The 20,028-nt window shown below is 59.9% G+C and carries 19 protein-coding genes; 15 read left to right on the top strand and 4 right to left on the bottom strand.

Annotated elements, in window-relative coordinates; translation table 11 throughout:
* The first annotated feature begins 20 nt into the window (after window positions 1–20).
* From C793_RS14275 to C793_RS0104265, 3 genes are all read left to right on the top strand, one after another.
* On the top strand, window positions 21–938 hold the full coding sequence (locus C793_RS14275; RefSeq protein ID WP_083871893.1) for a restriction endonuclease: 918 nt from the start codon (window positions 21–23) through the stop codon (window positions 936–938).
* A 322-nt stretch (window positions 939–1,260) separates the two neighbouring features.
* Window positions 1,261–2,439, top strand: coding sequence for a methyltransferase (locus C793_RS0104260; protein WP_017429715.1), 1,179 nt, complete (start codon window positions 1,261–1,263; stop codon window positions 2,437–2,439).
* Window positions 2,440–2,474: 35 nt separating this feature from the next.
* The gene (locus C793_RS0104265; RefSeq protein ID WP_017429716.1) at window positions 2,475–2,750 is read left to right on the top strand and encodes a TIGR03643 family protein; all 276 of its coding nucleotides are present in this window, start codon (window positions 2,475–2,477) and stop codon (window positions 2,748–2,750) included.
* Window positions 2,751–2,817: 67 nt separating this feature from the next.
* Here C793_RS0104265 and C793_RS0104270 read toward each other — a convergent pair whose 3' ends face one another.
* Window positions 2,818–4,359, bottom strand: coding sequence for a cryptochrome/photolyase family protein (locus C793_RS0104270; protein ID WP_017429717.1), 1,542 nt, complete (start codon window positions 4,357–4,359; stop codon window positions 2,818–2,820).
* A 226-nt stretch (window positions 4,360–4,585) separates the two neighbouring features.
* On the opposite strand from C793_RS0104270, the gene C793_RS0104275 reads away from it, so the two are divergent.
* The 4 genes from C793_RS0104275 (at window position 4,586) to C793_RS14440 (ending at window position 8,277) form a co-directional block, all read left to right on the top strand.
* Window positions 4,586–5,590: a virulence RhuM family protein gene (locus C793_RS0104275; protein WP_017429718.1), complete on the top strand. Its 1,005-nt coding sequence runs from the start codon at window positions 4,586–4,588 to the stop codon at window positions 5,588–5,590.
* A gap of 46 nt (window positions 5,591–5,636) precedes the next feature.
* Entirely contained in the window at window positions 5,637–6,074 is a 438-nt protein-coding gene (locus C793_RS14060) for a lysozyme inhibitor LprI family protein (RefSeq protein ID WP_017429719.1), read from the top strand.
* A gap of 50 nt (window positions 6,075–6,124) precedes the next feature.
* Window positions 6,125–6,487, top strand: coding sequence for a DUF1294 domain-containing protein (locus C793_RS13505; protein ID WP_169330546.1), 363 nt, complete (start codon window positions 6,125–6,127; stop codon window positions 6,485–6,487).
* Window positions 6,488–6,915: 428 nt separating this feature from the next.
* Window positions 6,916–8,277, top strand: a complete 1,362-nt coding sequence (locus C793_RS14440; protein ID WP_156804891.1) for a hypothetical protein — start codon at window positions 6,916–6,918, stop codon at window positions 8,275–8,277.
* A gap of 181 nt (window positions 8,278–8,458) precedes the next feature.
* Here C793_RS14440 and C793_RS0104290 read toward each other — a convergent pair whose 3' ends face one another.
* On the bottom strand, window positions 8,459–9,706 hold the full coding sequence (locus tag C793_RS0104290; protein WP_017429721.1) for a dicarboxylate/amino acid:cation symporter: 1,248 nt from the start codon (window positions 9,704–9,706) through the stop codon (window positions 8,459–8,461).
* 199 nt (window positions 9,707–9,905) lie between these two features.
* Here C793_RS0104290 and C793_RS0104295 point away from each other — a divergent pair, with 199 nt between their 5' ends.
* Both C793_RS0104295 and C793_RS0104300 read left to right on the top strand, forming a co-directional pair.
* A complete protein-coding gene (locus C793_RS0104295) occupies window positions 9,906–10,949 on the top strand; it encodes a CNNM domain-containing protein (protein WP_371827774.1) in 1,044 nt (347 codons plus the stop codon).
* An 88-nt stretch (window positions 10,950–11,037) separates the two neighbouring features.
* The gene (locus C793_RS0104300) at window positions 11,038–11,814 is read left to right on the top strand and encodes a ZIP family metal transporter (RefSeq protein ID WP_017429723.1); all 777 of its coding nucleotides are present in this window, start codon (window positions 11,038–11,040) and stop codon (window positions 11,812–11,814) included.
* Window positions 11,815–11,818: 4 nt separating this feature from the next.
* Here the strand turns inward: C793_RS0104300 and C793_RS0104305 are convergent, their stop codons facing one another.
* Together C793_RS0104305 and C793_RS0104310 are read right to left on the bottom strand one after the other, a co-directional pair.
* Window positions 11,819–12,703, bottom strand: a complete 885-nt coding sequence (locus C793_RS0104305; RefSeq protein ID WP_017429724.1) for an NAD(P)-dependent oxidoreductase — start codon at window positions 12,701–12,703, stop codon at window positions 11,819–11,821.
* A 38-nt stretch (window positions 12,704–12,741) separates the two neighbouring features.
* Window positions 12,742–13,761 carry an isocitrate dehydrogenase gene (locus C793_RS0104310; RefSeq protein WP_017429725.1) on the bottom strand — a complete coding sequence of 340 codons (1,020 nt, stop codon included), beginning with the start codon at window positions 13,759–13,761 and terminating at the stop codon, window positions 12,742–12,744.
* Window positions 13,762–14,028: 267 nt separating this feature from the next.
* On the opposite strand from C793_RS0104310, the gene C793_RS0104315 reads away from it, so the two are divergent.
* The 6 genes from C793_RS0104315 (at window position 14,029) to cfa (ending at window position 20,025) form a co-directional block, all read left to right on the top strand.
* Window positions 14,029–14,382, top strand: a complete 354-nt coding sequence (locus C793_RS0104315) for an NfeD family protein (RefSeq protein ID WP_017429726.1) — start codon at window positions 14,029–14,031, stop codon at window positions 14,380–14,382.
* Between the two features lie 41 nt (window positions 14,383–14,423).
* Window positions 14,424–15,239 (top strand): slipin family protein, encoded by an 816-nt coding sequence (locus tag C793_RS0104320; protein ID WP_017429727.1) that lies wholly within the window; start codon window positions 14,424–14,426, stop codon window positions 15,237–15,239.
* Between the two features lie 94 nt (window positions 15,240–15,333).
* On the top strand, window positions 15,334–16,269 hold the full coding sequence (locus C793_RS0104325; protein ID WP_017429728.1) for a DMT family transporter: 936 nt from the start codon (window positions 15,334–15,336) through the stop codon (window positions 16,267–16,269).
* A gap of 105 nt (window positions 16,270–16,374) precedes the next feature.
* Window positions 16,375–17,859 carry a SulP family inorganic anion transporter gene (locus C793_RS0104330; RefSeq protein WP_017429729.1) on the top strand — a complete coding sequence of 495 codons (1,485 nt, stop codon included), beginning with the start codon at window positions 16,375–16,377 and terminating at the stop codon, window positions 17,857–17,859.
* 29 nt (window positions 17,860–17,888) lie between these two features.
* Window positions 17,889–18,749, top strand: a complete 861-nt coding sequence (locus tag C793_RS0104335) for a universal stress protein (protein ID WP_017429730.1) — start codon at window positions 17,889–17,891, stop codon at window positions 18,747–18,749.
* A 121-nt stretch (window positions 18,750–18,870) separates the two neighbouring features.
* Window positions 18,871–20,025: a cyclopropane fatty acyl phospholipid synthase gene (cfa, locus tag C793_RS0104340; RefSeq protein ID WP_026106102.1), complete on the top strand. Its 1,155-nt coding sequence runs from the start codon at window positions 18,871–18,873 to the stop codon at window positions 20,023–20,025.
* The last annotated feature ends 3 nt before the right edge of the window (window positions 20,026–20,028 follow it).

Raw genomic sequence — 20,028 nt, forward strand, 5'->3', positions numbered from 1 at the left:
GTTATCTTTGAGGTTAGTCAATGCCATCCCCTATAGATAAAATTTTCGAAGAAATATTTGGTTATCTTCCCGACAAGGCCGGTACTGCGTTTGAGCGATTAGCATCAATAGCCTCTTACCTACTGAATGAAGGGGACGTTACCCACGACGATAAGCTGCGTGGCCAATTTTCTAAAACGCTCTATCAGTTGGATATCCATGATAAATCAAATAATGGATCCACTATGGGGGAAGCAAAAGATTACTCCCTCCAAGGTAAGAAAGTGGGCCGAGGGGATTTGCAAAAACTTGGCGGTGCGTTGCCGGATTTAAAAGGAATTGACTCTGGTGCGTTCTTTTCAGCTACTGAATATACAGATCCAGCTAAAAAGTATGCGGAGTCTGCTGGGGAAATATTTGGTAAGCCTATAGCTCTTTGGGGATTAAGACCAGGCACTGAGCTTGATGAAGAAGGTTTTATAAAGAACGTAGTTATTCAGATGCACATTCACATGCCGCAACCCGAAAAAGCGCGATGGGTACCTTGCCTTACCAAGCGCGGAGAGTCAGCTTTGAGAGTGTTAGCTGAGCCTGGAGCCGATCGTGTTGAGTATCAAACTGTACTTAGCTGTTTCTACGACGTGTACGGAAACGAAATTCTATCTCTTCATGAGCTTACCTCAGCGGGTTATGGTGAAACCAATTCCGATACAGGTATGTCGCATGGGTGTTTTTTGCTCAAGGATCACTATATACAAATAAACGGTATTTTGGCCGAAATTAACGGGTTGGAATACGAACTACCTTATGAAAACTATACGGAAGAGCTTCGAATCACTGATGATAGTGGGCACCGCTTTGTGCTTGTAGATAAGGACGGTAATGTCTCTAGGTTTTTAACGGACAGAAAGCTTAGAGAGTTCGACTTTAGTGAAAACGGTAAGCTGAGCAAAAGATAACAAGGCAATGAACGCGACGAGCGCGTGATTGCAGCGTCATGAAACGAAAAACAGCTAAATCCGCAAAAAGACGAAGGTTCGTTGCCCGAGAGATGTAACATTTTTAGCCACATCCGTACTACTGTTTCGTAACGTGGCACTCACATGGGGCTCGATGCAGAACTCCCCAAGCTAGTTTCCATCCCTTGCGCCGTCGCATGCGTGGTGGCAAGGCGGCGTCAACCAAAGGCGTGAATCTGCTATCGTGGCGCTTGGTCAGCTATCGAAAAGTCGGACCGAGTCAAAGCCCTGCGCTTACTCCACGAATTCACAAGCTAAAGGTATGAACGTGTCCCAGGCAGAAAAACCGTACGTGCAGTGGCAGGAGGGTCAGACTTCCCGCAAGGTGCTTTGGCTTTCCGAGAGTGGTTATGCGGCACCGGCGCATATCGTACCCGTGGATGACCAGACGACGGCCGATCATGCTTACCGCCTGGCGTGTGAGGGCAACTACCTGTTGTGGCGCGGGGATTTTCAGAATGCCCTGCAGCTCATGCAGGCCATGAACAGGCGCATCAAGCGGACCGAACAGCGTAAGCTCAGCAAAGCCGCCAGGTCTGGCAAGCAGCCTGCCGCCACAGAGACAGCCACCAGCCTTTTTCATCAGCAGCGTCAGGCTCAGGCCCAGCGGGCGAGAACGTTGGGGCGGCTGCTGTTGGAGCTGGATGCCGGCTACATTTGCCGCCTGCGCCGCGCGCCTGACCTGAGCGCTGCCTGCGAAGCCGCTTTTGGCGCGCTGGATGAGCCTTGCCTGATGTCGTTTCGCGACCTGCAGGGCGCGTTGGGTGCCGCCCAGTGGCGCGAGAAAGGCGTGGCCATTACCGGGCTGGATCAACCGATCTTCCCGCATTATGGGGTGTTTGCGCCTACGCGGCATGAGTATGTGCCGTTGATGCAGGAGGCACCGCTACCGGCCAACCATGACGTGGCCTTTGATATCGGCACCGGTACGGGGCTATTGGCGATTATTCTGGCGAAGCGCGGGGTGGGGCAGGTCGTCGCCACCGACTCCAACCCGCGGGCGTTGGCCTGCGCTAAAGATAATATTGCGCGCACAGAGCTCTTAGAAGTACAGCTGCAGGAGGTTGATCTGTTCCCGACGGGGCAGCCGTTGGCCGACCTGATTGTATGCAACCCGCCCTGGCTGCCGGCTAAGCCCAGCTCGTCGCTTGAGCTTGCCGTTTACGACCCCAAAAGCCGGATGCTGCGCGGCTTCTTGCAGGGCGTTCGTGCACACCTGGCACCCGAAGGGGAGGTGTGGCTGATTCTGTCCGATCTGGCCGAGCACCTGCAGCTACGTACCCGAGACCAGCTGCTGGCGTGGTTTGCCGAGGCAAAATTGGACGTGAAATACCGGCTCGACACCCAGCCCAAACACGGCCGCAGCCAGGACAGCACGGACCCGCTCCATGCCGCACGCAGCGCGGAAGTCACCTCGCTGTGGTGTTTAACGCCGGCATAGGCGGGTATAGAGAAACGTTTGCTTCAGGAGGCGGCATGCCATCAGACACTCAGCAGCGGGTTGACCGGTTCGACTCGGCCGACACCTCGCGCATTATTGAAATGGCGTGGGAAGACCGGACGCCGTTTGAGGCGATTGAAGCGCTTTACGGCCTGAAAGAAAAACAGGTCGTTGCCTTTATGCGCTATCAGCTTAAAGCGCGCTCCTTTCGGCGCTGGCGTCAGCGGGTAAGCGGGCGTAAAACCAAGCACCGTCAGCTGCGCCCGGCCGGGGTGATGCGCGCTTACTGCCCCACGCAGTACAAGCACTGACCTGCCGGCGGTGTGACTCGTTCCCGCAATGCCTACCGGCCCTGAACGGCGCGGGGCAAAGGCGCCGCTAGACTCGCTCGTTACTCTCAAGCCGGTGCAGAAAGCCTTCCGCCTGATCCCAGAGCGCTTCGCGTTTCTCCGCGGCCATGCGGTCCAGGTTGCGGTAGGGCATGCGCAGGCGGTGATTGTCGCCGAGGGTGTCGCGCTGGCGCATCAGAAAGTGCCAGTAAAGCGCGTTGAACGGGCAGGCATTCTCGCCGGTTGACTGGCTGACGCTGTAGCGACAGCTTTTGCAGTAGTTCGACATCCGCTGGATGTATTTGCCGCTGGCGGCATACGGCTTGGAGGCGAGCAGGCCGCCGTCGCCATACAGCGACATGCCCAGCGTGTTGGGCAGCTCGACCCATTCGTAGGCGTCGGCGTAGACGCTTAGATACCAGTCGCAGACCTCCGCCGGGGTGACGCCGGTGAGCAGGGCGAAGTTGCCGGTGACCATCAGCCGCTGGATGTGGTGCGCGTAGGCATGGTCACGGGTGGCGCCGATGGCCTCGCTCAAGCAGTGCATGTCGGTGTCGCCGGTCCAGTAAAACCACGGCAGCTTGCGCGTGTGGCCGAGGGCATTGTGCTCGGCGTAGGCCGGCATGCCGTGCCAGTAGATGCCGCGGACAAACTCGCGCCAGCCCAGAATCTGGCGGATAAAGCCCTCGACGGCGTTTAGCGGCGCGCGCTCTTCGCGCCCGGCAGCCTCGGCGCGGCCTACCAGATCCCGAGGGTCAAGCAGGCCCATGTTCAGATACGGCGAAAGCACGCTGTGGAATAGCCACGGCTCGCCGGTGCGTATGGCGTCCTGGTAGTCGCCGAACAGCGGCAGCGCGTGCTCCATGAAGTGATCCCGGGCGCGCTCGGCGTCGGCGCGCGTGGTGCTCCAGGCAAAGGCGTCGAGCGTGCCGAAATGCTGGCCGAAGCGGGTGCCGACCAGCTCGAGCACCTCGCGAGTGACGGCATCCGGCTCAAAGCGCGGCGGGGCGGGTATCGTCAGGCCCTCGCGCGGTAGCGTCTTGCGGTTTGAGGTATCGAAGTTCCACTGGCCGCCGGTGGGGTGATCGTCGTCCATCAGCACGCGGTGCTTGCGCCGCATGGCGCGATAGAAGTCCTCCATGCGCACTCGCTTGCGATCTTTCATCCAGCGCGAAAACTCGGCCGGCGTGCAGAAAAAGCGGTCGTCGTCGTGGCGGTGAACCGGCACGCCCAGACGCTCCGGCCAGCCGTCCATGTCGTGCGCCAGACGCCACTCGCCGGGCTCGGTGACATGCACCGCTTGAGCCTGATGGCGCTTAACCGCCCGTTCCAGCTCACCGATCAGCGAGCCGGTGTTGTCGGCATCGTCCAGGGCAACATACTCAACCGTTCGCCCCGCCGCGCGCAGCTCGTGGGCGAACTGGCGCATGGCGGCAAACACCAGCGCAATCTTCTGCTGGTGATGGGCCACGTAGGTGGCCTCGTCGGCCACTTCGGCCAACAAAACGACGCTATCGGCCGGGTCGGCATAGCGCAGCGCGGCAATGTCGGGCGTCAGCTGATCGCCGAGGACGAGGGTAACGGTGGTCATGTGCGCTCCTGCAGGCGAGGGCTCAAGGAAAGGCTTCAAGGGCAAGGTTTCATGGGCAAGGTTTCATGGGCAAGGTTTCAAGGATAGTGCCAACAGTAGCATAAGGCAGAAGCGGTGTAGGGCTGCATCACGCCGTGCGGTTTTAGATCAATTATCCGCTACAATACGGCGAGATAGCCAAGGACGAAAAAGGGATATGGCTGAGATGCTGAAAAAGGAGGATCGTATGAGTGCCGGTGAGCTGATTTTTTACCGCAGTGACGACGGGCGGGCGGAAGTTCACCTGCGGGCCGAGGGCAATACCGTCTGGCTGACTCAGGCCGAGATGGCGGAGCTGTTTGATACCAGCAAACAAAACGTCAGCCTTCACGTTCGTAACATACTGAAGGAAAAAGAATTATCAGATAGCTCAGTTGTCAAGGAATCCTTGACAACTGCCGCAGACGGCAAGAATTATCGAGTCAAATGGTACAGCCTGCCCATGATTCTGGCCGTGGGCTATCGGGTGCGCTCCCCCCGTGGCACGCAGTTTCGCCAGTGGGCTACGGCGCATCTGGAGGAGTACCTGGTCAAGGGCTTTGTGATGGACGATGAGCGCCTCAAGGAGCCCGGCGGCTGGGATTACTTCGATGAACTGCTCGAACGCATTCGCGACATTCGCGCCTCGGAGAAGCGCTTCTATCAGAAAGTGCGCGATCTGTTTGCGCTGTCCAGCGATTATCGCTCCGACGATCGTGATGCCCAGTTATTCTTTGCCGAAGTGCAAAACAAGCTGCTGTTTGCCGTCACGCGCCACACCGCCGCCGAGATCGTGATTCAACGCGCCGACCCGGACGAGCCCAACATGGCGCTCACCAGCTGGAAGGGTGCGCGAGTTCGTAAACAGGATGTTGTAATCGCCAAAAATTATCTAACCGCCGACGAAGTAGATACCCTGAACCGCCTGGTGGTGGTCTTTCTGGAGCAGGCCGCGCTGCGCGCCAAGGAGCACAAGGATCTAACGCTGGACTATTGGCGAGCTAACGTGGATAAGTTACTGGCATTTAGTGAGCGGCCGATATTGCGAGGTGCGGGCCATGTCAGTCGCCAACACATGGAGCAAGTAGCCTACGAGCGCTTTGAGCAGTTTGATGCCCACCGGCGACATGATGAAGCGCTGGAAGCCGATGACGAGGACCTGCAAGAGCTTGAAGCGCTGGAGCAGCAGATGAAAAAGAACGAGCCCCGATAATCGCTATTGAGCGCAACATCCCCGCATCTCGTGCTCTGGAGACCCAATGAAAAAATCCCTTCTGGCCCTTTCCCTCGCCGCCTTCGCGCCGCTGGCGCTTGCCGCAGAGCCGTTCTGCGATTCCGGGCACCCGCATCCCATCGACGTGCAGTTCGAGCGTGATATGGAGGCGAGCAACGGCGTGACCCTTGAGATGCGCAACGCCCAGGGCCGGGCGTACGAGCGCTGGGATACCGAGCTGAACATGGAATACCGCGAGCTGATGGGAAACCTTGCGGCGGACGAGAAGGCCGCGCTGAAGAAAGCCCAGCGGGCGTGGCTCAAGTTTCGTGAGGCAGAATCCGAGTTCTGGTGGACGGAGAGCATATCCGGCGGCGGCACGCTGCAGCCGGTGATGGCTTCTGACCAAGCCATCGAGCTGCTCAAGGCGCGGGTCTGTCAGCTCCGGCGTTACAAGGATATGGCGGTTCACGGTTTATCATGATGGCCAAGCGTAGTGCGCGTTCCCGGCGCTCAGGCTGGCCCCGAGCCGCCGTGGGTGCCTTGAGTTTGGCCGCGGCTGGCGGTCTGTATGCCGCTGGAGTACTTCCGCTCGCGCTGGTCGTCGCCCACGCCGTGTTTAGCTGCCTTTCGTTTCTGATGTACTGGAAAGATAAAAGGGCAGTCGAGCGCAACACCTGGCGGACGCCTGAAAGTACGCTGCACCTGCTGGATATTCTGGGCGGCTGGCCCGGTGGGCTTATCGCCCAGCAGAGCCTTCGTCACAAGATCAGCAAGAATGCATTTCAGGTGATGTTCTGGCTGTCTGCCGCGTGCAACCTAGGTGCTGCATGGCGGCTGGTTGAATCAGGCCACGCCGCGCGCTGGTCGCACCAAGTGCTCGCCTTGCTGGGCTGAATGCAGGATCGTGCTGCGCTTTTCATCGCGGAGCGCTGAAAAGTATTTGCCTGAGCAAGACATGCGCACTGATGGAAAAGCGCCTCTGCGGAGGCGTTATTTGTGCCTCTACGAAAAAAGCATGAGAAATGTGGCAGGGGCGTGGCAGGCTGGATGGGGAAATGCTAATTTGGCTTTAGAAGATTTTGGTGCTAGCGGGATGTGGCACTTCTCCTGATTTGGCTATGCGTGCAGCATTAATGTTCAGGCAAAATGCGCAAGCGTGCGAATCTTGCTTAGGCTGCCGAGCTATTCTTGATGCTCTATGATATCAATGAGTTAGGGAAAGAAAGTTAGGCTGGATAATTTTGTTGAACTAGCCGGCGCGTTTATTCAATATCCGAGAGTTCCGTCTAATATCTGTTATGCAAACCTGATAAGGAGGTTTGGTGGATCTTAACGATAAAAACCTAGAGCTGTTATTGGCTAATCAGTTTGAAATTGACTGTATTCAAATTGAGCTAAAACAACAAAAAGATGATGACCCTATTATTTACTCCGGGCCTGGATCAATAACCCAGAAGCCAGATGGAAACTTCCACTTAAAGCTTTACCATTCTTTTAATGACGTTACTAAAGAGTTGATGCCAAGTCTTGGTAATACTATGCCGGGAAAAATTATTAGAAAAGAAGAGTTTTTTAGCATGGAGGCTGTGGATATATCCGGCAACACATGGACAGCAGATGACATCTCTGTACCCGAAGGCTTCTCTATCCCCGCCACAGGAAAAATTGTCAAAAGTAAAATTAGGAATTTATGCTGCGAGAAATATAGAGAAGGTGTTGTTAATAAAACATCAACTTTCTTCTTCTTGGTTATTCCCGGAAAGCATCATATCCCATGTAATGAGTGGGAAGAAGGCAAAGGAGGAGGCCAGTCACTAAATACCTGCAAAGTAAATATTTCGGGTATCGATATTGAAATCAAAGATAGAGAAAATTGTTTAACTGTAAGAGCGGACGACTCTGCTGGGAATATGAGCGAAAGCTTCAAAGAGCGCCTTATTGAGGCAATAAGTATAGTATTTGGAAAGTTATGTCCCGTTTTATATTCTTCATATTCTGCTCATAATACGAGAACGTCTATTCTTAGAAGCATCTCCAGCAATACGCCTAATCAAAGAATGGCTACTCCAATAAAACACCGTGCTCCTTGGGAAGTTTCTAACTTTCGAGAGTTCATTGAAAAGTACCTCAATAGCTTCGAAAGCGAGCACAATTTATTTTATGGGTATTGGCATAAGATAAATCGCTCATGGCAAGGTGGGATTGAAAGTGCGGCGCTTTCAATAAGCACAGCGATTGAAGGGGTAACTAAGAATTACTACTCGGAGTATGGTTTTCCGGACGATGAGATAGTTCAGCAAGCGAATGAGGCGAAATCTCTAATTAAGAAGCTAGACATTGGCGAACGAATAAAGAGAAGAATACAATCAAGTGTTGGTCAAGTTAAATCATCTAGTCCCAAGAATGCTTTATATAAACTTGCCGACGAAGGCAAAGTAGATAGAAATCTAGTAGGTGCTTGGGTTTCGCTCAGAAACAAATCTGCACATGCAGACAACCTAGACGAAGATATAGGAGTGCTTCAGAGCTATATAGACGAGGTCTATAAATGTCAAAACCTTTTTAACGTCCTGCTACTACTGAAAATCGGATTCGATGGGAAGTATCAAGATTTGTCAAAAGATGGTTGGTCTGAAAATACTCTTGTCCTAGATTCAGAGAAAGAAGGTCAAGATAATGCATAACAAGTCGCTGCAGTTGACCGCTGTTCCGCTTCGCTCCACAGCGGCAACTGAGCTCAGGCGTTATATCCCAAGCAACACCCCACCTACCACCGAGCCACCTAAAACGCATCCCTCAAACGTAAAAACGCCCCCTTTGCATAGCACAGCAAAGGGGCGTTTTGCTTACCGGACGTCTAACCCATCAGGCCTGATTCGGGCCGTTGTAGATCTCTTCGTCCAGTTCGCCTTCGCTTTTGCCCACCAGGGTGGTCACCATCAGGTCGCCGGCGACGTTGACGCTGGTGCGGGCCATGTCGAGGATGCGGTCGATGCCCGCGACCACGGCGATGGCTTCCAGCGGCAGGCCCACCTGAGCCATGACGATGGAGAGCATGATCAGCCCCGCGCCGGGGACGCCGGCGGTGCCGATGGAGGCCAGCGTACCGGTGAGGATGATCATGCCGTAGTCGGCCATGCTCAGGTCAACGCCCAGCATCTGGGCGATGAACAGCGTGACCACGCCCTGGTACAGCGCGGTGCCGTCCATGTTGATGGTCGCGCCCACCGGCAGCACAAAGCCCGACACGCCTTCGGAGACGCCGAGGTTTTTCTGCGCGCAGCGCAGCGACACCGGCAGGGTGCCGGACGACGAGGCCGAGGAGTAGGCCACCACCAGGGCGTCGATGATGCCGCTCAGGTAGCGTTTGGGGTTGAGCCGGCCGAGCAGCGCCAGAAGCCCGCTGTACACCGCCAGCACGTGCAGCACGCTCGCCAGGTAGGCCACGCCGATGACCTTGGCCAGCGGTAGCAGCACCTCAAGCCCGTAGTTGCCGGCGACGAAGGCGATCAGCCCGAACACGCCGAAGGGAGCAAAGGCCATGACGATCTCGGTGAGCTTGTACATGGCCTCGGCGAAGCTCTCGAACAGGCGCACCACCGGCTCGCCCTTGTCGCCGATCAGCATCAGCGAGACCCCCAGGCCGATGGCGAAAACGATGATCTGCAGAATATTGCCTTCGGCCAGGGCGTCGATGGGATTCTGCGGCACCAGGTTGACCAGAATTTCCACCAGCGACGGCGCATCCTTGGCTTCCATCGGCTGGTCAAAGCTCATGTCCACCCCGGCGCCGGGCTGAAACAGCGTCGAGGCCAAAAGCCCGATGGCAATGGCAAAAGCGGTGGTAATCAGATACAGCCCGATGGTGCGCGCGCCGATGCGGCCCATTTTCTGCGGGTCGCGCATGGCGGTAATGCCCACCACCAGGGTGGAAAACACCAGCGGCACGATCAGCATCTTGATAGCGCTGATGAAGATATCGCCCAGCGGCTTGAACACGCCGGCGTTTTCGCCCATCAGGGCGCCGGCGACGATGCCCAGAAACAGGCCGGCAAGAATGCGTTGCCAGAGCGGGATGCGTCGCCAGAAATGAATAGGGGAACCGGCTGCCATGATGCGTCTCCTATGATGTTTATAACTGTTGTTTTACAGAAGGGCAGGGATTCTAACGGTAAATATGCGGCGGGATAAACGTATTTCTGTTCACGATTTCGCGCCGAAGTGGCGCCGGTGAACGCGCTGGCCCACGCCGGAGGAGAAAGCCCGCTGCCGGGCCTTGACGGTCATCGCGCTGCCCGTCTATAACGGCGCGATATCTTCCGTCGCGCCGAGGGCCTATGCTGCTGTTGATCGTTATCTGATCGTTATCGCCGTTTTAGCCATCGGCTTTTCCTTTCTGTGCTCGATACTCGAAGCCGCCTTGCTCTCGCTAACGCCGAGCTACATTGCCCGGCTGCGCGACGAAAAGCCTGCCCTGCACGCCTCTCTTGACCGCCTCAAGGCCAACATTGACCGCCCGCTGGCGGCGATTCTGACGCTCAATACCATTGCCCATACGGTAGGTGCCACCGCCGTGGGCGCCCGGGCGGCCACGGTGTTCGGCGAGGCTTGGGTGGGCATGGTGTCGGCGGTGATGACGCTGTTGATTTTGATCTTTTCCGAAATTATTCCCAAGACCCTGGGGGCGACCCACTGGCAGCGCCTGGCGGTGATGCTGCCGACGGTGCTGCGGGTGATGACGGCGGCGTTGCTGCCGTTTATCTGGCTGTCCGAGCAGATTACCCGGCGGCTGGGCGGGCGCGATGAAAATGCCGTCGACCTGCGCGACGAGATCAAGGTGCTGGCCCGGGTGGGCCAGGAGAAGCAGGTGCTGGACGCCGACGAGACGCGCACCATTACCAACGTGCTCAACCTGCACGAGATTCCCGTGTCTCGGGCGATGACGCCGCGCATCGTGTGCCAGACGGTGCTGCTGCACATGACGGTGGCCGAGTTCGAGGCGGCGTACGGCCAGGCGCTGTTTACCCGCTTTCCAGTGATGGACAGCGGCGAGCAGGCGTTTGGCTACGTGCACAAGGTCGACATGTATCAAGCCGAGCGCGACGCCACCATGAAGTCGATGATGCACCCCATCGGCCGGCTGGAAGCCCAGCAGGACGTCGAGCAGGCGTTTACCGCCATGCTCGACGACAATCATCACATGCGCGCGGTCTACGATACCCACGGCAGCTTTGTCGGGCTGATTACCCTGGAAGACGTGATCGAGACCCTGCTGGGCCAGGAGATCGTCGATGAAACCGACCGCGTGGACAACCTGCAAAGCTATGCTTGCCAGCGCTGGCTGCAGCGCATTTAGCGAGCACGCCGATCGCCCTGAGGCGCCGGTCGAGTTAAGGTAGCGCCCACGCCGTTACGGCAAAAACACACAAGCGGGCTGATCGACAATGCAAAACATGCTGTTATTGGGATTTCTGGGCAGTCTGGTGGCCGGCATGATGACTGCCGTGGGCGCGCTGCCGGTGCTGATGGGAAAAACGCCCGGGCGAGCGTTTCGTGACCTGGCGCTGGGCTTTGCCGCCGGGGTGATGCTGGCGGCGTCGTTCTTTTCGCTGATTATTCCCGCGCTGGACGCGGCCGGCGAGCACTATGCCAACGGCGCCGTGCCGGCCGCGATCGTTTGTCTGGCGATTTTGTTCGGTATGGGCGCCATTGCCTTTTTGAACGAGCGCCTGCCTCACGAGCATTTTACCCAGGGGCGCGAAGGCCCCGCGGTGGCATCGCTGCGCCGGGTATGGCTGTTCGTGTTTGCCATTTCCATCCATAACCTGCCGGAAGGGCTGGCGGTGGGCGTGGGCTTCGGCGCGAACGGCATGGAAGGCGGGATGCCGCTGGCGCTGGGTATCGGCCTGCAAAACATGCCCGAAGGACTGGCAGTGGCCGTGGCGTTGATGGGGGAAGGCTATTCACGCTGGCGCGCGTTCGGTATTGCCACGCTAACCGGGCTGATCGAGCCGCTGGGCGGGCTGTTCGGTGCAAGCGTGGTGACGCTTTCGCAGATGCTGCTGCCCTGGGGGCTGGCGTTCGCCGCGGGTGCCATGCTCTACGTCATCAGCCATGAGATTATTCCCGAAACCCACCGCAGCGGCCACCAGAACAAGGCCACGCTGGGCCTTGCGCTGGGGCTGGTGATCATGCTGTTTCTGGACGTGTGGCTGGGCTAGCCGTTTAGCCCTGCGGCTGGCGATAGCTTTCCACCAGAATCGCCGGGTCGTCGCCGGCGTGGCCGCGTGTGGCCTGAGCGCGCAGCAGTTGGGCGGCAAGGCCGCTCATGGGGGTGGCGCTGTGGCTGCGTTGGCTTTGTGCGACGGCCATGTCCAGATCCTTGAGCAGGGTGCGCAAATGCCAGGGCGGGTTGGCGTAGTCGGCTGCCGCCATGCGCGGGGTCAGAATCCGAAACGGTTTGGAGTCGGCAAAGCCGCCGGATAGCGCTTCGACCAGGCGGGTGGCGTCCACGCCGCTGGATTCCGCCAGCGCTACGGTTTCGGCGAGCACCGCCGCCTGGCAGCCGACGACCATCTGATTGCAGACCTTGGTCAGCTGGCCGCTGCCCACTTCGCCCATGTGGGTGACACGGGCGGAAAGCGGTTCCAGCAGCGGCTCCACGGCTGCCACGTCATCGGCGGTGCCGCCGCACATGATGGCCAGGCTGCCGGCTTCGGCGCCGGCCACGCCGCCGGAGACGGGGCTGTCGACCCAGGCCATGCCGCAGCCGTGGCTGAGCCGTTCGGCAAAATCCCGAGTAGCGGCCGGGTCGCTGCTGGAAAAGTCCACCAGCCGCTGGCCGGCGCGGCCGGTTTCCGCGACGCCGCCGTCGCCGAAGACCACGCTTTCCACCGCGGCGGTGTTGGCCAGGCAGAGCATGATAACGTCAACGCTTCGGGTCAGCTCGGTCAGGCTGCCGGCCACTCGGGCGCCGTCGGCGGCCAGGGCGTCGGCTTTTGCCGGCGAGCGGTTCCAGACCGTGACGTCAAGGCCGGCCTGCAGAAGGCGTCGCGTCATGGGCGTGCCCATGAGGCCGGTGCCGATAAATCCGAGCCGTAGCGTGCGCATGCTGTTTCTCCCGTGTCAGGCGGACAGGTCGGGTGCTGTTAGATCCGAGCCCTGGCGGATTCCACCAGCGCTTCGGCGAAGGAGCTGGTGGTGCCTTCGCCGCCCATGTCGGCGGTAACCATGTCGCGGCGGTTTTCCAGCACGTCGCGGATACCTTCGCGGATGGCGGTGCCCTTGGTGTTCATGCCCAGGTGGTCGAGCAGCTGGGCGGCGCCGAGCAGCAGGGCGCAGGGGTTGGCCATTTGCTTGCCGGCGATGTCGGGTGCCGAGCCGTGCACGGCCTCAAAAATCGCGGCCTTGTCGCCGATGTTGGCACCCGGAGCCAGCCCCAGACCGCCGACCAGGCCGGCGCAAAGATCGGAGGTGATGTCGCCGAACAGGTTGGTGGTGACCACGACATCGAACTGATGCGGGTCCATCACCAGCTGCATGCAGGCGTTGTCGATGATCATCTCGCGGAATTCGATTTCCGGGTAGTCCCGGGCGACTTCGCGCGCCACGTCGAGGAACAGGCCCGAGGCGGTCTTGATGATGTTGGCCTTGTGCAGGGCGGTGACCTTTTTGCGGCCGTTCCGGCGAGCCAGCTCAAAGGCATAGCGCACGATGCGTTCGGAGCCGTGGCGCGTTACCTTGATCTGCGACAGCCCGGTGTTGCCGTCGTCTTCCATTACCTGGCCGTCGGAGAGGTAGGCCCCTTCGGTATTTTCGCGCACGGTAATCATGTCGATATTGTCGTAACGCGAGCGGGTGCCGGGGAAGCTGATCGCCGGGCGCACGTTGGCGTAGAGGTCGAAATGCCGACGCAGCTGCACGTTGATCGACGAGAAGCCCTTGCCGATGGGCGTGGTCAGCGGGCCTTTCAGCGCCAGGCCGTGCTTTTCGATCGTCTCCAGCGAGGAGCCGGGAATCAGCGTGCCGTGCTCTTCCAGTGCACCCAGGCCGGCATCGACAAAGTCATACTGCAGACCGCAGTCCAGCGCATCGAGAACGCGCAGGGTCGCATCCATGATCTCGGGACCAATGCCGTCGCCCTTGATGACTGCAATAGACTGGCTCATATCGTGCTCCTTAACTAAACGCTGAACGGCGGACTGCGCCGGATGACGGATAAGCGGGAAAGCGGCGCTCGGAGGTGCCGGCTGCCGTGCTCACCCGCGGCGTCATGGTACGCCAACCGGCGATAAAACGTCACCCTGGCGGAGGATTTCCCCTGATAGGGTCGGGGTCTTCGCTGCTATGCTGAAGGCCGGGCTTGTCGATGAAAGGACAGTGCGGCGTTGTCGCATTGAACCGGCGGGCCGCCGATGGATAACCGGAGAGGTTGCATGCTGACCGAGACAGGCGCGCTGGCACTCAGTCGGCCGGCGCTGATAACGACGGGCGTGGTGGCGGTTGCGCTGGTGCTGTGGCTGGCGGTGCGTCTGGTGCGCCAGCGCCGGATTGCCATACGCGGCGGCCTGGAAGCGCTGCGCGACGCCCGCGCCACTGCGCTTTATGGCTTTGGTAAGCGTGGCCATGTGCAGCTACGCGGCGAGCGCTGGCGAGCACGAAGCCGCACCCCGGTTGCCGACGGCGACGTGGTTCGGGTGGTGCGCGTGGAGGGGTTGACCCTTTATGTCGCGCCCGCGCCATCCGCCGCCCGATGCTCAACGGAGACTCAAAGCCCAACCGATACTTGACGTTGGACGAATACTCGACGTTCAAAAGAAGGAGCCGAATCATGATGCTGCCGTATCTTGTGCCAGTTGCGCTGGTGGTCCTGCTGATTGCCGCTTCGATTCGCATTCTGCCGGAGTATAAGCGCGGCGTGGTGTTTTTCCTCGGGCGCTATCAGGCGGTCAAGGGGCCGGGTCTGACCGTGGTGATTCCGCTGATCCAGGCAATGCAGAAAGTGGATTTGCGGGTTATCACCATGGACGTGCCCGAACAGGACGTGATTTCCCAGGACAACGTCACGGTCAAGGTCAACGCGGTGTTGTACTTCCGCGTGGTGGACCCGGAGAAGGCGATTATCGAGGTGGAAAACTACATCATGGCCACCAGCCAGCTGGCGCAAACTACGTTGCGCTCGGTGCTGGGCAAGCACGATCTGGATGAGATGCTTTCCGAGCGCGACAAGCTCAACAGCGATATTCAGGAAATCATCGATACCCAGACCGAGTCCTGGGGGATCAAGGTGGCCAACGTGGAGATCAAGCATGTGGATCTCGACGAGAGCATGATCCGCGCCATTGCCCGCCAGGCCGAAGCCGAGCGCGAACGCCGCGCCAAGGTGATTCACGCCGAGGGCGAGCTGCAGGCGTCGAAGAAGCTGGTGCAGGCGGCCAACGTCATGGACGAAAACGCCGCCGCTCTCCAGCTGCGCTACCTGCAGACCATGAGCGACATGAGCAACAAAAACGCCTCGACGATTGTGTTTCCATTGCCGCTGGATATCATGGAAGCTTTTAAGCACATGAAAATAAAAGGAAGTGATGAAAGTAGCGAAAGAGGTGGTGGGGAAAGTGAAAAACGTGACGCGACAGACGACGCGTGACGCCCGCAAAGCGGCTATCCCTACCTGACGCTTGAGACTTGATAAACGACGCACAACACACGACACCTGACACTCGAAACATGACAACCCATACATGATGCATTCGCTTTCTCGCCGCCAGCAGGGGCTGATCATGACGGCCGGCGGCGCGCTGACAATTTCCCCCGACGCGCTGATGGTCAAATTGATCGGCCTGCCCGACGTCGACGTGTTGCTCTGGCGGGGGCTGCTCACTGCGATTGGCTTTGCCGCTATCGTATGGCTGCGCAAGGGGCGCGGCTTCTGGCAGGCCTACCGTCGCTGCGGCTGGACCGGCGTGGGCGTGGCGTTCTTTTTTGCCTGCTCCACCTGCGGCTTTGTGCTGGGCAACCAGTATACCAAGGGCGGCAACGTGCTGATGATTCTCGCCGGTGCGCCGCTCATGGCGGCGCTGCTGTCCCGGGTCTTTCTTCACGAGCGCCTGCCGCTGCGCACCTGGGCGGCGATTTTTGCCTGCATGGCGGGTATCGCCATGATCGTCCTCGACGACGCCGGCGGCGGCTCCTGGGTGGGCAACGCCTTTGCCCTCATGGCGGCCACGGCCATGGGCTGCAACTTCACCCTGTCGCGGACAAAGTCCGGCGTGGACATGAGCCCCATGCTCGCGCTATCGGGCCTGATGGTCGCGGTGGCGGCCTTTTTTGCCAGCGGCTTTGGCGCCGGTTTCAGCGCGCCCTCGGCGGCCAGCTGGCTGTGGCTGGTGATTCTGTGCCTGGGCATCCTGCCGCTGGGCTTTACCTTTATTCAACGTGGGCCGCTGTATCTGCCTGCCGCCGAGGTGGGGCTGTTGATGCTCGCCGAAGTGGTGGCCGGCACGGTCTGGGTCTGGCTGGTGCTGGGCGAAGAGCCGGCGCCCACGGCGCTCGCCGGCGGTGCGCTGGTGATCGGCACCCTGGTCGGCAAGGGGCTGTACGAGCGCCGGCTGGAAATGCGCCAGCGGCGGTACCTGGCCGACCTGGGCCTGACGCCGGGCGAGGTAAACGAAGAGTGACGTCCGCGGCCGGGACGGGGCATGCAGGAGAGGCCCCGGACAGGTAGAATGCGCCGCCCTGTCTTGACCTCAAGCACTCTTAACTTCCAACCGTGGGACGGATCAATGATCGAGTCTTTCAAGCAAACCTGGCTATCCAACCTGAGAGCCGATGTACTGTCGGGGATCGTGGTGGCGCTGGCGCTGATTCCCGAGGCGATTGCCTTTTCGATTATCGCCGGCGTTGACCCCAAGATTGGCCTCTACGCGTCCTTTGCCATTTGCGTGATCATTGCCTTTACCGGCGGCCGGCCGGGGATGATCTCGGCCGCGACCGGGGCCATGGCGCTGCTGATGGTGACGCTGGTCAAGGAACACGGACTGGAATACCTGCTGGCGGCGACGCTGTTGACCGGCGTTTTGCAGATTGCGGCCGGCTACTTGCGCCTGGCCGATCTGATGCGCTTTGTCTCGCGCTCGGTGGTGACGGGGTTCGTCAACGCCCTGGCGATCCTGATTTTCATGGCCCAGCTGCCCGAGCTCACCGGGGTGACCTGGCACGTCTACGCCATGACCGCCGCCGGGCTGGGGATCATCTACGGCTTTCCGTACCTGCCGGTGGTGGGCAAGTCGGTGCCGTCGCCGCTGGTGTGTATTCTGGTGCTGACGGCGGTGTATCTGGCCACGGGCATGGATATCCGCACCGTGGGAGATATGGGCGAGCTGCCCGACAGCCTGCCGATTTTCCTGTGGCCGGACGTGCCGCTCAACCTGGAAACGCTGAAAATCATTTTCCCCTATTCGCTGATGCTGGCGGTGGTCGGGCTGCTGGAATCCATGATGACGTCCACCATCGTCGATGACCTGACCGATACCCAGAGCAACAAGAATCGCGAATGCAAGGGTCAGGGCATCGCCAACATCGGCTCCGGCCTGCTGGGCGGCATGGCCGGCTGCGCGATGATCGGCCAGTCGGTCATCAACGTGAAGTCCGGCGGGCGCCAGCGCACCTCGACCCTGGTGGCGGGCATCGGCCTGCTGCTGCTGGTGGTGTTTTTGTCCGACTGGGTCTCGCGGATTCCCATGGCCGCGCTGGTGGCGGTGATGATCATGGTGTCCATCGGTACCTTCAGCTGGGCGTCGATCCGCGACCTGAAAAAGCACCCCATGAGCACCAATATGGTCATGCTGGCGACCGTGGCGGTGACGGTTACCACCCACAACCTGGCGCTGGGCGTATTCGTCGGTGTGCTGCTGGCGGCGATGAACTTTGCCAACAAGGTGGGCAATATCCTTTACGTGGGCTCCCGTGAAGTCGAAGTCGGCAAAACCCGCGAATACCAGGTCGTCGGCCAGGTGTTCTTCGCCTCGTGCGAGCGTTTCGGCGCGGCGTTTGACTTCAAGGAAAGCGTGGATAACGTCGTGATCGATCTGTCACGCGCGCATTTCTGGGACATCAGCGCCGTGGATGCGCTGGATCGCGTGGTGATCAAGTTCCGCCGCGAAGGCACCGGCGTGGAGCTGGTAGGCCTGAACGAGGCCAGCGCGACCATTGTGGATCGTCACGCCATCCATAATGACGCCGAGGCCGTGGAAAAACTCATGGGCTAGCGCTACGCGCGCCCGCCGGGAGAATCAAGATGACCGAACATGTAATGGCCGCCGTTGACGGCTCGTCGTTTTCCGCCAGCGTGTGCGACTACGCCGCCTGGGTCAGCCAGGCGCTGAGTACGCCGCTGATGTTTGTCCACGCCGTGGATAATCATCCGCCCACCGCGGAGTCCCCCGATCTGTCCGGGAGTCTGCGCCTGGGCGCGCGGGAAACGCTGATGGCCGAGCTTTCCGAACTTGACGAAAAGCGTGCCCGGATCAACCGCGAGCAGGGCCGGCTGATGCTGGAGGCCGCCTGCGAGCGCGCCCGCGAGCAGGGAGTCAGCGATGTCCGTTCGTGCCAGCGCAACGGCACCCTGGTCGAGACTCTGGCCGACCACGAAGACGCCACGCGCCTGCTGGTGCTGGGCAAGCGCGGCGAGAGGGCCGACCAGGCCAGCGGGCACCTGGGCTCCAACCTGGAGCGGGCGATCCGTGAAATCCGCCGGCCTACGCTGATGGTGCCGAGCGGTGATTTTCGCCGGCCGCAAAAGGTCATGATCGCCTTTGACGGCAGCAAGACCTCGCGCAAGGGCGTGGAAATGCTCGCCCAGAGTCCGCTGTTCAAGGGGCTTGAATGCCATGTGGTAACCGTAGGGCCGGATACCGCCGAGCACCGTATGGCGCTGGCCTGGGCGGTCGACGTGTTGCAGCAGGCCGGCCACGCGGCCGAAGGCGCCATCAAGGCCGGCGATACCGAGGCGACGCTGCACGCCTACGAAACGGATAACGCCATTGATATGACCGTCATGGGCGCTTACGGCCATTCGCGTATCCGCCAGCTGCTGGTGGGCAGTACCACCACCAGTATGCTGCGCAACGCCCATGTGCCGGTGCTGATCCTGCGTTAGCGTGAGGGTCGCGAGTGCCCGCATGCGAAAATTGATAGCATGCTATATAATGCCCGGATGATGTTGCATCCGGGCGACGCCCGTGCGTCGCCTTCGTTTCTCATGATGCTTGAATGGTGCCATGCCAATGACAGCCAAACGAGATACGTTGTTTGCCCCCGATTCCTCGACCCACCGCTACGCCGAATCCCTGCTGGCCGAGGCGGGCATCCGCATCAACGGCGATCGCCCGCGGGATATCCAGCTGCACGCCCCGGGCGTGATTGAAAGCGCGCTGTCGCGGGCCAACCTGGGGCTGGGCGAGAGCTATATGAGGGGCGACTGGGAAGCCGAGGCGCTGGATGAATTCTTCCACTGCCTGATGAGCGCCCGGCTTAATCGCCGGGTCAAGCCGGCCCAGCTGGTCTACCACGCGCTGCGGGCTCGCCTGGTCAATCTGCAGAATATCCGCCGGGCCTGGCAGGTTGGCCGTGAGCATTACGACCTGGGCAACGAGTTCTACGCGGCGATGCTCGACAGCCGCATGACCTACACCTGCGGCTACTGGAAAAACGCCGCCAACCTGGACGAGGCTCAGGCAGCCAAGCTGGATCTGGTATGCCGCAAGCTGGGGCTGAAGCCCGGCATGCGGGTGCTGGATATCGGCTGCGGCTGGGGCAGCTTCATGGCCTACGCCGCCGAGCACTACGGCGTGGAATGCGTGGGGCTGACGGTCTCGACCGAGCAGGCGGAATTCGGCAAGCGGCTGATGAAGCAGGGTCTGCCGGTCGAGTTTCGCCTCAAGGACTACCGCGAAGAGCACGAAACCTTCGACCGGGTGGTGAGTATCGGCATGTTCGAGCACGTCGGGCGCAAGAACTACCGCGAGTTCATGACCGTGGCCCACCGCTGCCTGAAAGACGACGGCCTGTTTCTGCTGCACACCATCGGCAAGAACGTCGCTTCCACACCGCCCGACCCCTGGATCGACAAATATATTTTCCCCAACGGCGAGATCCCGTCGTTCAACCGCATCGCCGAGGCGACCAACGGCCTTTTCGTGCTGGAAGACGTGCACAACTTCGGTGCCGACTACGACCGCACGCTCATGGCCTGGTACGAGAACTTCTGCGCGCACTGGCCCGCTTTCCGCGAGCAGTACGGCGAGACCTTCTATCGCATGTGGCGCTACTACCTGCTGAGCTGCGCGGGGGCCTTCCGAGCCCGGGAGCTCCAGCTCTGGCAGCTGGTGCTGAGTAAAAACGGCGTGGCCGGCGGCTATGCCCGGGTCGTGTAGCGC

It is taken from the genome of Vreelandella jeotgali Hwa (assembly GCF_000334215.1).
Classification (GTDB): domain Bacteria; phylum Pseudomonadota; class Gammaproteobacteria; order Pseudomonadales; family Halomonadaceae; genus Vreelandella; species Vreelandella jeotgali.

Coding starts and splice junctions, on each gene's coding strand:
- C793_RS14275 (WP_083871893.1), top strand. CDS start 21: ATGCCATCCCCTATAGATAAAATTTTCGAAGAAATATTTGGTTATCTT.
- C793_RS0104260 (WP_017429715.1), top strand. CDS start 1,261: ATGAACGTGTCCCAGGCAGAAAAACCGTACGTGCAGTGGCAGGAGGGT.
- C793_RS0104265 (WP_017429716.1), top strand. CDS start 2,475: ATGCCATCAGACACTCAGCAGCGGGTTGACCGGTTCGACTCGGCCGAC.
- C793_RS0104270 (WP_017429717.1), bottom strand. CDS start 4,359: ATGACCACCGTTACCCTCGTCCTCGGCGATCAGCTGACGCCCGACATT.
- C793_RS0104275 (WP_017429718.1), top strand. CDS start 4,586: ATGAGTGCCGGTGAGCTGATTTTTTACCGCAGTGACGACGGGCGGGCG.
- C793_RS14060 (WP_017429719.1), top strand. CDS start 5,637: ATGAAAAAATCCCTTCTGGCCCTTTCCCTCGCCGCCTTCGCGCCGCTG.
- C793_RS0104290 (WP_017429721.1), bottom strand. CDS start 9,706: ATGGCAGCCGGTTCCCCTATTCATTTCTGGCGACGCATCCCGCTCTGG.
- C793_RS0104300 (WP_017429723.1), top strand. CDS start 11,038: ATGCAAAACATGCTGTTATTGGGATTTCTGGGCAGTCTGGTGGCCGGC.
- C793_RS0104305 (WP_017429724.1), bottom strand. CDS start 12,703: ATGCGCACGCTACGGCTCGGATTTATCGGCACCGGCCTCATGGGCACG.
- C793_RS0104310 (WP_017429725.1), bottom strand. CDS start 13,761: ATGAGCCAGTCTATTGCAGTCATCAAGGGCGACGGCATTGGTCCCGAG.
- C793_RS0104315 (WP_017429726.1), top strand. CDS start 14,029: ATGCTGACCGAGACAGGCGCGCTGGCACTCAGTCGGCCGGCGCTGATA.
- C793_RS0104320 (WP_017429727.1), top strand. CDS start 14,424: ATGATGCTGCCGTATCTTGTGCCAGTTGCGCTGGTGGTCCTGCTGATT.
- C793_RS0104325 (WP_017429728.1), top strand. CDS start 15,334: ATGATGCATTCGCTTTCTCGCCGCCAGCAGGGGCTGATCATGACGGCC.
- C793_RS0104330 (WP_017429729.1), top strand. CDS start 16,375: ATGATCGAGTCTTTCAAGCAAACCTGGCTATCCAACCTGAGAGCCGAT.
- C793_RS0104335 (WP_017429730.1), top strand. CDS start 17,889: ATGACCGAACATGTAATGGCCGCCGTTGACGGCTCGTCGTTTTCCGCC.
- cfa (WP_026106102.1), top strand. CDS start 18,871: ATGCCAATGACAGCCAAACGAGATACGTTGTTTGCCCCCGATTCCTCG.